Genomic DNA, 12841 nt, shown 5'->3' on the forward strand with positions numbered 1-12841 from the left:
TAAAGAGCCGCGGCCGCCGCATCTATTATGGGATTGTTCAGTAGAGGCCGCCCGCGCCGGACTGCACGGCCTGGTTCGCCTGCGGCGAGGTCTTCAGGATCTCCTCCGGCGCCATGGTGCCGTCCATGCCGATGACGGACAGGCTGTCGGCCGGGCCGGTGCCGGGCTTGAAAGCCTCGATGATAGTGTTCGGATCGCCCTCCATCGCCGTCATGCCCGTCTTGCGGTCGATCGGGATCAGGTTCATGCCCTGCGGAATGACGAATTTCGATTCTGGCATGTCTTTGACGGCTGCCTGCATGAACTCGTTGAAGATCGGCGCGGAGAGGCCACCGCCCGTACTGCCGCGGCCAAGCGGCGCCGGATTGTCAAAGCCCATATAAAGGCCGGCCACGAGGTCCGGCGTGAAGCCGACGAACCAGGCATCCTTCTCATCGTTGGTGGTGCCGGTCTTGCCGGCCACGTCGCGTGCGCCGAGATCGATCTTGCCTGCCGCCGTGCCGCGGGTGATGACGCCCTGCATCATCGAGGTGATCTGATAGGCCGTCATCGGGTCGAGAACCTGCTCGCGGTTGTCGACGATGGTCGGTTCTTCCTGGTTCTGCCAGTCGCCGGCATTGCAGCTGTCGCAGAGGCGTTCCTCGTGCCTGAAGATCGTCTTGCCGTAGCGGTCCTGGATGCGGTCGATCAGCGTCGGCTTGATCTGCTTGCCGCCGTTGGCGATAACCGAATAGGCCGAGACCATCCGCAGGACCGTGGTTTCGCCTGAGCCGAGCGACATGGCGATCAGCGGCGGCATCTTGTCGTAGATGCCAAAGCGCTCGGCATATTCGGCAACGATGTTCATCCCGAGGTCGTTGGCAAGGCGCACGGTCATGAGATTGCGTGAGTGCTCGATGCCGGAGCGCAGCGTCGACGGACCGTTGAATTCACCACCATAGTTTTCCGGCCTCCAGACCTGGCTGCCGGAGACGATCTCGATGGGCGCGTCCATGATCACCGAAGCCGGGGTATAGCCGTTGTCCATGGCCGCTGCGTAGACAAACGGCTTGAACGAGGAGCCGGGCTGGCGCATCGCCTGCGTCGCGCGGTTGAATTCCGACTGGCCATAGGAGAAGCCGCCCGCCATTGCGAGAACGCGGCCGGTCTTCGGATCCATGGCGACGAAGCCGCCCTGAACCTTGGGCGGCTGGCGCAGACGGTAGGCGGTCGAGCCTTCGCCGCCCAGGCGCTCGACATAGACAACGTCGCCCGGCGAAAGCACACCTTCCGGCGACTTGGCCGTCTTGCGCTCGCCAGTCGAGGAGCGGTAGGCCCACTGCATGTTTTTCGCCTCGATCACGCCGTGCTCGCGCTCGGCGGCAGCCTTTCCGGCGCCGTCCCTGGCGGGCTGGAGACCGATATCGACGCTTTCAGTGGAGACGGCAAGCACGACGGCGAGGCGCCATTCCGGCACGTCGGAGAGTGTCGGAATTTCCGCGAGCGCCTTGCCCCAGTCGGCCGTGGTGTCGATCGTCTTCAGTGGTCCATGGAAGCCGCGGCGTTCGTCGTAGCTCGTCAGCCCGTCCTGCAGCGCCTTGCGCGCGACAAGCTGCATCTGCGGATCGAGCGAGGTGCGAACCGAAAGACCACCTTCGTAAAGCGTCTTTTCGCCATATTGGCCGATGAGCTGGCGGCGGACGGCCTCGGCGAAGTAGTCCGAGGCAAAAAGCGAGGGACCGTTGCTGCGGACGGTTACGCCGAGCGGCTGCTTCTTGGCTTCTGCGCCGTCGCTCTGGCTCACATAGCCGTTTTCGACCATGCGGTCGACGACCCAGTTGCGGCGCTCGACCGCGGCATCCGGATGACGGAAGGGATGATAGTTGGCCGGGCCCTTCGGCAGCGAGGCGAGATAGGCGGCTTCGGCGACAGTGAGTTCGGTGACCGACTTGTTGAAGTAGGTGAGTGCCGCACCGGCGATGCCGTAGGAATTCAGGCCAAAGAAAATCTCGTTCAGATAGAGTTCGAGGATCTTGTCCTTGCTATAGGCCTGCTCGATGCGGAAGGAGAGGATCGCTTCCTTGATCTTGCGGTCGATCGTCTGGTCGGACGTGAGCAGGAAGTTCTTCGCCACCTGCTGCGTGATCGTCGAGGCGCCGACCGGACGGCGGCCAGAGCCGAAATTCTGCAGGTTGACGACGATGGCGCGCGCAAGGCCGCTCAGGTCGACGCCGGGATGGTTATAGAAATTCTTGTCTTCGGCCGAAAGGAACGCCGCTTTGACACGATCCGGGATCGCCTGGATTGGCAGGAAAAGACGCTTCTCCTTGGCATATTCGGCCATCAGCGCGCCGTTTCCGGCGTGAACGCGAGTGGTGACCGGCGGCGCATAGCTGTTCAGGACAGCGTAATCGGGGAGATCCTTCGCGACGCTTACCAGGTAGACGGCAACGACGGCTGCAGCGCCAAGAAACAGGACGCAAGCAATTCCGAAGAAATATCCAAGAAGTCTGATCATATTGAGCTACCGGTATTCCAAATCTTCAATCGGCGCAGGCGCTATATTTGCATGGAAGCGGGCGATTTGCACGCCGCGCGGCTTACTCCATGAGTGGCATCGCGACAAGCTGAATCCAACCCGCCTATTGAAACATAGCGGCGAGTAACGGCCTGAATGTGAGCAAAATAGGGCCCGCCTGCCCCATTCACATGCGCCGCTTTGCTTTCGCAGCAGGTGTCACATCTCGGCCACGGCCTCAGCCGCCATTGGCAACCACGGAAGAGCGGTAGCGCTTGACGGCGTCGGTCAGAAGTTCTGCCATCTTGCCGCGCCATTTCTCATCGAGCAGCAGCTTTTCGTCTTCGGCATTGGAAAGGAAACCGAGCTCGAGCAGGATCGAGGGCACGTCCGGCGCGCGCAGAACCTGGAAGCCCGCATGCCGGTGTGGATTGTTGATCGTGCTGATCTGGTCCTTGAATGAGCCGAGCACGCTTTCGGCCAGCGAGATCGAGAAGGCCTGGGTCTCGCGGCGCGTCAGATCGAGCAGGATATCGGCGACTGCCGGCGGCTCGGCCACCGTTTCCTTGCCGGCGATCTGATCCGACAGGTTTTCGCGCTCGGCGAGATCGGCGGCGAGCTTGTCCGAGGCCCTGTCCGAGATCGTATAAACCGTCGCGCCACGGATGTCCTTCTGCTTGAGCGTGTCGGCGTGCAGCGAGATGAAGAGGCCCGCGTGGTTCTGCCGGGCGATCTGCACGCGTTCGGCAAGCGACAGGAATTCATCCTCGCTGCGGGTGAGGAACGCCTTGATGCCGTGCTCGCGGTTCAGCCGGTCGGTGAGAGCCTTGGCGAAGGCGAGCGTCACCTGCTTTTCCTCGGTCTTGGTATCGACGCCAATCGCGCCGGTATCGATGCCGCCGTGGCCGGCGTCGACGGCGATGATGAAATCGCCGGGCTTTGCCGCCTCGGGCGCCGGCATGGCGTTCGCTGGCTGCGGACGGTCTGCCGGATCGCTCCAGGATTGCGCCTTGACGAGGGCTGCGAACTCCTCCTTGCCGGTCATCTCGGCGTCGAGCACAAGGCGATAGCCCTTGTCGTCCTCGTCCGCCTGTACCTTGGCCGCCGCCAGCTTCACCGGCTTGACGGCCGTCAGCACGATGCGGGCGCTGCCTTCATCCATCGTGCCGTAGCGAATGTCCTTGAAAAGCCCCCTCGCCGCCAGATCCTTAGCCTGGAAGCCGAAGGCGGTCGCCGGCAGATCGACGACGATGCGCTCGGGATTGGCGATATAATGAACGGAGAAACTTGGCTGCCGGTCGAAATCGATGACGACGCGCGTGCGGGCGTCGTCGCCGATGATGCGTGCGCCATAGGCAAGCAGTGCCTCGGGCTTCTTCGGATCGGCACCAAGCGCGATGGTGGCCTGGAGCGAAACCGCCGCCGCGAGCACGCCTACGAATCTCATCTTCCGCTTGCCGGATTCCCCCGCTGCGGGCCGCACCCTCTTAAACAATCGACCGCCACATCCTATCTGTTATTGCATGGATCCCTGCGGCTTGATGCACGCATCGCCTGGCCTTCAGCGTTTGTCGCGCCGCCACCGAATCAGGACCGCTGATTCCCCGAATGTCTATGCGTTTCGAAATCCATCAATATTATGGCGCATTTGGCTTTTCCCTTGCTATTGTGACAGAGAAACCATACAACGATTTTCAGGTTAGAAGTGTTGACGGGATAGAGTCGCCGCGCGGCTGCCAACCCCACGAGGACCTGGCGCCACAACCGGCAATCGTCCGCCGTCGTACACACTTCTCTCCAAGGTAAACTGGATCCTGAATTTTCCGGCGTATGCGGAAACTTCATCGGTGGATAGCCACCAAACGCTCCGAGGAGCAAACTCATCGGACCCGAAGGGGTCTTAAGTATTGTCGATCTCGCTTGGTCATAATGGTTTCGCAGCAGGTTTTATCCAAAGTCTACAGGCTCCGGGAGAATGATTTCCCCGCTGTTGCCTGGCTGCTGCTGTCCCGCCCGAACCAAGCGCGACTTTCATTATCCGGCGCACCCACGTTCGGCCGCATGCCCCCTGTTACAGATACAGGCGGGAATGTGAGTCTTCGGCTGCGCCGAGGAGCACACCTTACATGGCAGACAAAATGCTTATCGACGCGTCTCACGAGGAAGAGACACGTGTCGTTGTCGTTCGCGGGAACCGCATAGAAGAATTTGACTTCGAGTCGCAGCACAAGAAGCAGATACGCGGCAACATCTATCTCGCCAAAGTAACGAGGGTCGAACCTTCGCTGCAGGCTGCTTTCGTCGATTACGGCGGCAACCGGCACGGCTTCCTGGCCTTTGCCGAAATCCACCCCGACTATTATCAGATCCCGCTGGCCGACCGTCAGGCGCTGCTGCGCGCCGAGGCCGAGGAGCACCGCCGCGACGAGGATGTCGAGCACGTCGAAACCGCACCGGTAAGCGACCTGTCAACCCAGGAACAGCCGGACATCGGCATCATGCCCAAGGAACAGCCGGCCGCTGCCGAAGCTTCCGGGGACGCCGCTCCGGCCGAAGAGGCTGCTCCGGCCGCCGAAGAGGCTCCGGCCAAGAAGGCCAAGCCGCGCCGCAGCCGCAAGAAGGTCGTCGAAACCACCGCAACGGAAGATGCCGTGCCCTCCGACGTGGAAGCGCCTTCCGCTGCCGTCGCCGATAACGATGACGAAGGCCCCGTCGGCGGCAGCATGGCCGCTGCCGTTGAGACCGATTCGATCTCCGAAGACGTCGATTCCCGCCGCCGCAGCAATGACGACGATGACGACGACGACCATGAAGAGGAAGTGATCGAATCCGTCGGCGCCGAAGACGCGATGGAAGAGGTTCCGGACCGCGTGCAGCGCAAGCCGCGCAAGCAGTACCGCATCCAGGAAGTCATCAAGCGTCGCCAGATCCTGCTCGTGCAGGTCGCCAAGGAAGAGCGCGGCAACAAGGGCGCAGCACTCACCACCTATCTCTCGCTCGCCGGCCGCTACTCGGTTCTGATGCCGAACACCGCGCGCGGCGGTGGCATTTCCCGCAAGATCACCAATCCGCAGGACCGCAAGCGTCTCAAGGAAATCGCCCGCATGCTCGAAGTGCCGCAAGGCATGGGCGTCATCCTGCGCACGGCCGGTGCCAACCGCACCAAGGTCGAGGTCAAGCGCGATTTCGAATATCTGATGCGCCTGTGGGAAAACGTCCGCACGCTGACGCTGGCGTCGACGGCCCCCTGCCTCGTTTACGAGGAAGGCTCGCTGATCAAGCGCTCGATCCGCGACCTCTACAACAAGGACATCAGCGAGATCATCGTGTCCGGCGAGGAAGGCTATCGTGAAGCGAAAGACTTCATGAAGATGCTGATGCCGAGCCACGCCAAGGTGGTTCAGCCCTACCGCGACATCCATCCGATCTTCTCGCGCTCCGGCATCGAGGCGCAGCTCGACCGCATGCTGCAGCCGCAGGTAACGCTGAAGTCCGGCGGCTACCTGATCATGAATCAGACGGAAGCGCTGGTATCTATCGACGTCAACTCCGGCCGCTCGACCCGCGAGCACTCGATCGAGGACACCGCGCTTCAGACGAATCTCGAGGCGGCCGATGAAGTCGCCCGCCAGCTTCGCCTGCGCGACCTGGCCGGTCTGATCGTCATCGACTTCATCGACATGGAAGAGAAGCGCAACAACCGCGCCGTCGAGAAGAAACTGAAGGAATGCCTGAAGAACGACCGCGCACGCATCCAGGTCGGCCGCATCTCGCATTTTGGCCTGCTCGAGATGTCGCGCCAGCGCATCCGCGCTTCGGTGCTTGAATCCACGACCCAGGTCTGCTCGCATTGCGGCGGCACCGGTCACGTCCGTTCGCAGTCCTCCGTCGCGCTGCATGTTCTGCGCGGCATCGAGGAATATCTGCTGAAGAACACAACGCACGACATCACCGTGCGCACCACCCCGGAGATCGCGCTCTACCTGCTCAACCACAAGCGCCAGTCAATCATCGATTATGAGAGCCGCTTCGGCGTCGCGATCGTCGTCGATGCCGACAGTGCGGTCGGTTCGCAGCATTTCGCGATCGATCGCGGCGAGCCGGTCGAAAACCCGGTCAAGATCGAAACCCTCTTCAACTTCGCTGCCATTCCCGAGGATGACGACGACGATGTCGTCATCGAGATGGAGGAGGAAGAAGACGAGGAGCTCGACGAAAAGCCCGCAGCCGCCGAGCGCGCGCCCCAGCAGCGCGCCGAGGCTGATAGCGAAGGCGGCCGCAAGCGTAAGCGCCGCCGCCGCCGCCGTGGCCGCAGTGGTGCCGGTGAACCGCTCACCGCCCAGGATGCCGTTTCCGGCGAAGCTGGCGACGAGGATGAAGGCGACGACGAGGGCAGCGAGGGCGATGAGGCAGCCGCAGCAGCCTCCGAAACCCAGGCTGAAAGCGAAGAATCCCAGCGCCGCAAGCGCCGCCGCCGCGGCAAGCGCGGCGGCCGCCGCAACCGCGAGGAAGGCGGCGAACTGAGCGCCGGCGACGAAACCAACGCCGATGCAGAGGGTGGCACCGAGGCAGAAACGCAGGCTGAAATCGTCGAAGCCGTTGCTGAACAAGCCGGCGAAGGCCAGCCCGCAATGGCAGCCATCGAAACCGGCCCTGTCGCCGCTGAAGACGTAAAGCCAGCCAAGCCCCGCGGCCGCCGCAAGGCCGCCGTGTCGCCTGTCGAAGAGCCGGTCGCCGAAGCAGCGCCCGTCGTGGAAGCGGAGGCCGAAACGGTCGAAGCCTCCGCCGACCTCGCAACGCCGGCGCAGGACGAAGCAAAGCCGGCTCGCGCCAACCGCGAATCGAACATCTCTTCTTCGGCGATCCCGACGGTCAAATCCACACGCAGCGAGCCGGCCGAAGCCGACAATGACGGCAAGCCGAAAAAAGCCGGCTGGTGGCAACGCCGCGGCTTCTTCTGAGAAGCGCTCCTAGCGATCAAATAATCAATCCGGCTGCGGCGACGCGGCCGGATTTTTTGTTTTGGGCGAGAGGCAAATGCTATTCGCCAGCATCCCGCAACTGATCGAGTGTAGCCAAGCAGACGAAATCCAGATTTCTCTCGAACTCGTCATTCCAGAATCGCAGAACGCCCTGCGCTCTGAAATGCGCATCCCGTGCCTTGTTTGAGGTATTGTCGGCATGTTGTGATCCGTCGAGGTGAACGATGAGTTTCGCGTTGAGCCAGACGAAGTCGAGGATATACCGTTCTAGAGGCACTTGCCGCCGGAACTTGCGACCTTTCAGCTTCCGGGCACGTATAACCTGTCAGAGCATATTCCCAGCCCGGGTCGAATCCGCCCGAATGACTTTCGCACGCACTCCGTTGATTGCTGGCGGCTGATAACGCATCGCTTCCCCTCGGCACTTCAATCCTGCAGTGGACAGAGGAACCTCGCGGCGCGCTTGGCACCCTTCCTCTCCACCTGTGGGAGAGCATACGAAACCTTACCCTTGGCCACCGGCCAAGTCTGATATTTCGTTGGTGAGGGGGAAATGCGGCAGATCCCCGCGCATAACAAACGCCGAAAACCCAGCACTGCCGAACGGGGCGCTGGGATGCGCCATATATTTTCATCTTAACGCGGCAATTCCCAGCGCCCGTCCGAGGTGAAATAAAAGATCAAACCACCGGTGAGCTTGTCGCGTGAACGGGAAACCATGCGCTCTGGTATTCCGATCAAGAACGTTCGAAAATGCTTTCAAAAACCCCGCCAAGTCCCGGAAATCGGAGCCTATTTCAGCCAGCCGGCAATCCGCTCCGCCGCCTCGGCGATCTCGGCCTCGGAGCCCGCATAGGACATGCGCATCGTCCGATTGCCCTCCAGTGGATCGAAGTCGAATCCCGGCGTGGCGGCGACATCGATCTCCGACAGCATGCGCTTGGCGAAGGCCATGCTGTCGTTGGTGAAGCGGGTGACGTCGACATAGGCATAGAAGGCGCCGTCCATCGGCGAAGCGATCGACAGGCCGATCTCGGGAAGACGCCGCATCAAGAAATCGCGGTTCCTGGCATAGCTTGCCTTGTAGACGTCGAGCTCTGCGGTAGCGCCAAGCGCCGCCGTTGCGGCGATCTGGGAAAGCTCCGGCGGCGAGATGTAGAGGCTTTGCGCCACGCGTTCGATCGGCCGGACCAGACGGTCCGGCAGCACCATCCAGCCGATGCGCCAGCCGGTCATGCAATAATATTTCGAGAAGGAATTGATGACGATCGCCTCGCCGGTCAGCTCCAGGGCGCTCGTCTCCTCGCCGGAAAATGTCAGTCCATGGTAGATTTCGTCGGAAATGAAGGCGATCGAGTTGGCGGCACAGTAATCCGCAAGCGCCTTCAGTGCCTTTCTGCCCGTCACCGTGCCAGTCGGGTTTGCCGGGCTTGCGAGCAGCACGCCTTTCAGCCTGACGCCGCTTTCGTGCTGCGCCGCCTCCAGGCTTTCCGGCGTCAGCGTGAAATGCGTCTCCGCCGTTGCCGGCACTTCCAGGATTTTCAAGCCGAGCGCGCCGAGGATGTTGCGATAGGCCGGATAGCCGGGCCTGGCGATCGCCACGGCATCGCCGGCGTCGAAGAGCGAGAGAAAGGCAAGGTTGAAGCCCGCGGACGAGCCGGTGGTGACGGCAATCCGCAGCGGGTCGATGTCGAGCCCGCGCCGATTGCGGTAGTATCCGGCGAGCGCCTGCTTCAGCCGTGCGGTCCCGAGCGCATCCGTATAGCCGATCCTGCCCTCGGCGAGTGCTGCGCGTGCCGCCTCGAGCGCTACCTGCGGCGCCGGATGGGAAGGCTGGCCGACGGCCATCGAAATGACCGGATGTCCGCTTGCGCGCCGTCTGGTCGCCTCTGCAAGGACATCCATGGCGTGGAAGGGTTCGACTTCGCTGCGTCTCGATACGGAAAACAAGGCTGCATCTCTCCGGAAGTTCACACTTGGCGCCAGACAATTGCCGCAATAATCGGGTCATCACAATCCCGCGATTGCGCCGCGCCTGCGAAAAATCCTGTTTGAGGACCGGACCACGCGCCGTAATTTGGTGCTTTGCAGTTCTACCTGTTAACACGGCGATGATAAGATGCGGCAAATATTGCGCCCCATCTGTAGTAGACGAGGATAAAATGACCTTCTTCCCGAAAGCCTTCACCGCCCTTGCGCTCGCAGCGAGCGTTGCCCTGCCGCTTCCGGCAGCAGCCCTCGATGACGCGCAGAAGAAGGAGTTCGGCGCGTTTATCAAGGAATACCTGATCCAGAACCCCGAGATCATGATCGACGTGCAGAATGCCCTGCAGAAGAAGCAGGAAGAGGCGCGTCTCGTAAAAGCCAACAGGGCTATCGAAGACAACGAGAAGGAAATCTTCGACGCGAAATACGACGCGACGGTCGGCAATCCGAAGGGCGACGTCACCATCGTCGAGTTCTTCGACTACAATTGCGGCTATTGCCGCCAAGCGCTTGCCGACATGCAGACCCTGCTCGAAAAGGACAAGAACGTCCGTTTCGTGCTGAAGGAATTCCCGATCCTCGGCCCTGAATCGGCGGCCGCCCACAAGGTGGCGGACGCCTTCCGCAAGCTCGCGCCGGAGAAGTACTGGGATTTCCACGTCGCCCTGCTTGGCAGCGGCGGACGCGCCGACGAGGATACGGCGCTTACCGTCGCCGAATCGCTGGGTATCGGCAAGGAGCAGATCCGCGCGGAGATGAAGAAAAGCCCGAACGACGAGAGTGTTCAGAAGACCTATCAACTGGCGCAGAACCTCGGCATCACCGGCACGCCGTCCTATGTGATCGGCAACGAGCTGGTACAGGGGGCGGTCGGTGCCGCCGACCTCGACACCAAGATCAAGAACATGCGCGCCTGCGGCAAGACGAACTGCTGAGGGCCCGCCCATCAATTCGCCAAAATCCAAGTGTTTCAGCCATGTGGACAAAGATGGCACGATTCGGGCTGCCCTCCCCAAAGGGCTTTCAATCAAGGCATGGGGAGTCTATAGGTGGCCCTCGTGCTTTTGACGGAACATTCGATGACGCAGACCATTTTCGTCCTGAACGGACCTAACCTGAATTTGCTGGGCACCAGAGAGCCCGGCATTTACGGCGGAAAGACGCTCACGGATATCGAGACGGATTGTAAGGCGGCGGGCCGCGAACTCAGCCTGGAGGTCGACTTCCGCCAGAGCAACCACGAAGGCGTCCTCGTCGACTGGCTCCACGAGGCAAACGGCAAGGCAGCGGGTGTCGTGCTCAATGCCGGCGCCTATACGCATACCTCGGTCGCGCTGCACGATGCAATCCGCGCTATTTCCATTCCGGTGGTGGAACTCCACATCACCAACGTTCATGCTCGGGAAGAATTCCGCCACAAGTCGATGATCGCGCCCGCTGTGAAGGGTGTCATCTGCGGTTTTGGCCCCCATAGCTATATCCTGGCGCTGCACGCGCTGAAGAACCTCACGGCATAAGAAGAAGACAGGGCACACTCATGGCTGAGACGAAAAAAGGTATCGATCAGGCGCTGATCCGCGATCTCGCGAACATCCTCAACGAAACGGACCTGACGGAGATCGAGGTCGAGCAGGACGAGCTGCGTATCCGCGTTTCGCGCGCCGGCAACACGCATTACGTCCAGGCTCCGATAGGGGTTCCGGCCTATGCTGCAGCCGCTTCTTCCGCAGCCGCATCGCAGCCCGCCCCCGCTGCTCCGGCCGCCGCAGTGCGCAACCCGGCCAACACCGTCAACGCGCCGATGGTCGGCACTGTCTACATGGCTCCGGCTCCCGGGGCCCGCGCCTTCATCGAAGTCGGCGCTACCGTCAAGGAAGGCCAGACGCTTCTCATCATCGAAGCAATGAAGACGATGAACCAGATTCCGTCTCCGAAGTCCGGCAAGGTCACGGAGATCCTCGTCGAGGACGGCCAGCCCGTCGAATACGGCCAGCTCCTCGTCGTCATCGAATAAGGCGGACGTCATGGTCTCGAAAATCCTCATAGCCAATCGCGGGGAAATTGCGCTGCGCGTACTGCGCGCGTGCAAAGAGCTTGGCATTCCCTGCGTGGTGGTTCACTCCACCGCCGATGCCGATGCCATGCATGTGCGCCTAGCCGACGAAAGCGTCTGCATTGGCCCGCCGCCCTCGCGCGATAGCTATCTGAACATCCATCAGATCGTTGCCGCCTGCGAAATCACCGGTGCGGATGCCGTGCATCCGGGCTACGGCTTCCTTTCGGAAAACGCGAAATTCGCGGACATCCTCGATGCCCACGACATCACTTTCATCGGTCCGACGGCGGACCATATCCGCATCATGGGTGACAAGATCACCGCCAAGACGACCGCATTGGAACTCGGCATCCCCGTCGTTCCAGGCTCGGACGGCGAAGTGAAGACTGCGGAAGATGCGATCAAGACGGCAGCCTTGATCGGCTATCCGGTGCTCATCAAGGCAACGGCAGGCGGTGGAGGCCGCGGCATGAAGGTCGCGAAGACCGAAGCCGACGTTATCGAAGCTTGGTCGACGGCCCGCACGGAAGCGGCAGCCGCTTTCGGCAACGACGCCGTCTACATGGAAAAATTCCTCAGCAAGCCGCGCCACATCGAAATCCAGGTATTCGGCGACGGCGAAGGCAATGCGATCCACCTTGGCGAACGCGACTGCTCGCTGCAGCGCCGTCACCAGAAGGTCTGGGAAGAAGCAAACTCTCCGGCACTCAACGTCGAGCAGCGCATGAAGATCGGCCAGATCTGCGCTGACGCCATGAAGAAGCTGAAGTACCGCGGCGCGGGCACGATCGAGTTCCTCTACGAAAATGGCGAGTTCTTTTTCATCGAAATGAACACCCGCCTGCAGGTGGAGCACCCGATTACCGAAGCGATCACCGGAATCGACCTCGTGCACGAGCAGATCCGCGTCGCCTCTGGCCGCGGCCTCTCCGTCACGCAGGAAGAGGTCACCTTCGAGGGCCACGCCATCGAATGCCGCATTAATGCCGAGGATCCGCGCACCTTCGTGCCCTCGCCCGGGACGATCACGCATTTCCATGCGCCGGGCGGTCTTGGCGTGCGCATCGACAGCGGCGCCTATCAGGGCTACAAGATCCCGCCCTATTATGATAGCCTCATCGGCAAGCTCATCGTGCATGGACGCACCCGTGTGGAATGCATGATGCGTCTGCGCCGTGCTCTTGACGAATTCGTCGTCGATGGCATCAAGACGACGCTACCATTGTTCCAGGATCTCGTGTCCAACCAGGATATCGCCAATGGCGATTATGACATCCACTGGCTGGAACACTACCTGGCCCACCATCCGGCATAACGGAA

At 61.5% G+C, this 12841-nt stretch carries 9 protein-coding genes; 5 read left to right on the top strand and 4 right to left on the bottom strand.

The genetic code is table 11. The annotated features are described in order from the left end of the window. Nucleotides 1-37: 37 nt before the first annotated feature. Together N2599_RS10290 and N2599_RS10295 are read right to left on the bottom strand one after the other, a co-directional pair. A complete protein-coding gene (locus N2599_RS10290) occupies nucleotides 38-2497 on the bottom strand; it encodes a penicillin-binding protein 1A (RefSeq protein WP_027508597.1) in 2460 nt (819 codons plus the stop codon). A gap of 238 nt (nucleotides 2498-2735) precedes the next feature. Next, nucleotides 2736-3944 carry an N-acetylmuramoyl-L-alanine amidase gene (locus N2599_RS10295; protein ID WP_051336464.1) on the bottom strand — a complete coding sequence of 403 codons (1209 nt, stop codon included), beginning with the start codon at nucleotides 3942-3944 and terminating at the stop codon, nucleotides 2736-2738. Between the two features lie 679 nt (nucleotides 3945-4623). Here N2599_RS10295 and N2599_RS10300 point away from each other — a divergent pair. Next, complete coding sequence (locus N2599_RS10300) at nucleotides 4624-7458, top strand: Rne/Rng family ribonuclease (RefSeq protein ID WP_027508595.1); 2835 nt, start codon at nucleotides 4624-4626, stop codon at nucleotides 7456-7458. A gap of 79 nt (nucleotides 7459-7537) precedes the next feature. On the opposite strand, the gene N2599_RS10305 is transcribed toward N2599_RS10300, so the two are convergent. Beyond that, a complete protein-coding gene (locus N2599_RS10305) occupies nucleotides 7538-7756 on the bottom strand; it encodes an endonuclease domain-containing protein (protein WP_311319498.1) in 219 nt (72 codons plus the stop codon). 515 nt (nucleotides 7757-8271) lie between these two features. Then, on the bottom strand, nucleotides 8272-9429 hold the full coding sequence (locus N2599_RS10310) for a pyridoxal phosphate-dependent aminotransferase (RefSeq protein WP_027508594.1): 1158 nt from the start codon (nucleotides 9427-9429) through the stop codon (nucleotides 8272-8274). Nucleotides 9430-9641: 212 nt separating this feature from the next. Between N2599_RS10310 and N2599_RS10315 the strand changes: the two genes are divergently transcribed. The 4 genes from N2599_RS10315 to accC all read left to right on the top strand — a co-directional run bounded on the left by N2599_RS10315 (nucleotide 9642) and on the right by accC (nucleotide 12836). Beyond that, on the top strand, nucleotides 9642-10400 hold the full coding sequence (locus N2599_RS10315; RefSeq protein WP_027508593.1) for a DsbA family protein: 759 nt from the start codon (nucleotides 9642-9644) through the stop codon (nucleotides 10398-10400). Between the two features lie 144 nt (nucleotides 10401-10544). After that, nucleotides 10545-10982 carry a type II 3-dehydroquinate dehydratase gene (aroQ, locus tag N2599_RS10320; RefSeq protein ID WP_027508592.1) on the top strand — a complete coding sequence of 146 codons (438 nt, stop codon included), beginning with the start codon at nucleotides 10545-10547 and terminating at the stop codon, nucleotides 10980-10982. A 20-nt stretch (nucleotides 10983-11002) separates the two neighbouring features. Next, nucleotides 11003-11479, top strand: coding sequence for an acetyl-CoA carboxylase biotin carboxyl carrier protein (gene accB / locus N2599_RS10325; RefSeq protein WP_027508591.1), 477 nt, complete (start codon nucleotides 11003-11005; stop codon nucleotides 11477-11479). A gap of 10 nt (nucleotides 11480-11489) precedes the next feature. Further along, nucleotides 11490-12836, top strand: coding sequence for an acetyl-CoA carboxylase biotin carboxylase subunit (accC, locus tag N2599_RS10330; RefSeq protein WP_027508590.1), 1347 nt, complete (start codon nucleotides 11490-11492; stop codon nucleotides 12834-12836). Nucleotides 12837-12841: the final 5 nt, after the last annotated feature.

Origin of the sequence: Rhizobium sullae, from assembly GCF_025200715.1 — a bacterium.
Lineage (GTDB): Bacteria > Pseudomonadota > Alphaproteobacteria > Rhizobiales > Rhizobiaceae > Rhizobium > Rhizobium sullae.

Coding starts and splice junctions, on each gene's coding strand:
- N2599_RS10290 (WP_027508597.1), bottom strand. CDS start 2,497: ATGATCAGACTTCTTGGATATTTCTTCGGAATTGCTTGCGTCCTGTTT.
- N2599_RS10295 (WP_051336464.1), bottom strand. CDS start 3,944: ATGAGATTCGTAGGCGTGCTCGCGGCGGCGGTTTCGCTCCAGGCCACC.
- N2599_RS10300 (WP_027508595.1), top strand. CDS start 4,624: ATGGCAGACAAAATGCTTATCGACGCGTCTCACGAGGAAGAGACACGT.
- N2599_RS10315 (WP_027508593.1), top strand. CDS start 9,642: ATGACCTTCTTCCCGAAAGCCTTCACCGCCCTTGCGCTCGCAGCGAGC.
- aroQ (WP_027508592.1), top strand. CDS start 10,545: ATGACGCAGACCATTTTCGTCCTGAACGGACCTAACCTGAATTTGCTG.
- accB (WP_027508591.1), top strand. CDS start 11,003: ATGGCTGAGACGAAAAAAGGTATCGATCAGGCGCTGATCCGCGATCTC.
- accC (WP_027508590.1), top strand. CDS start 11,490: ATGGTCTCGAAAATCCTCATAGCCAATCGCGGGGAAATTGCGCTGCGC.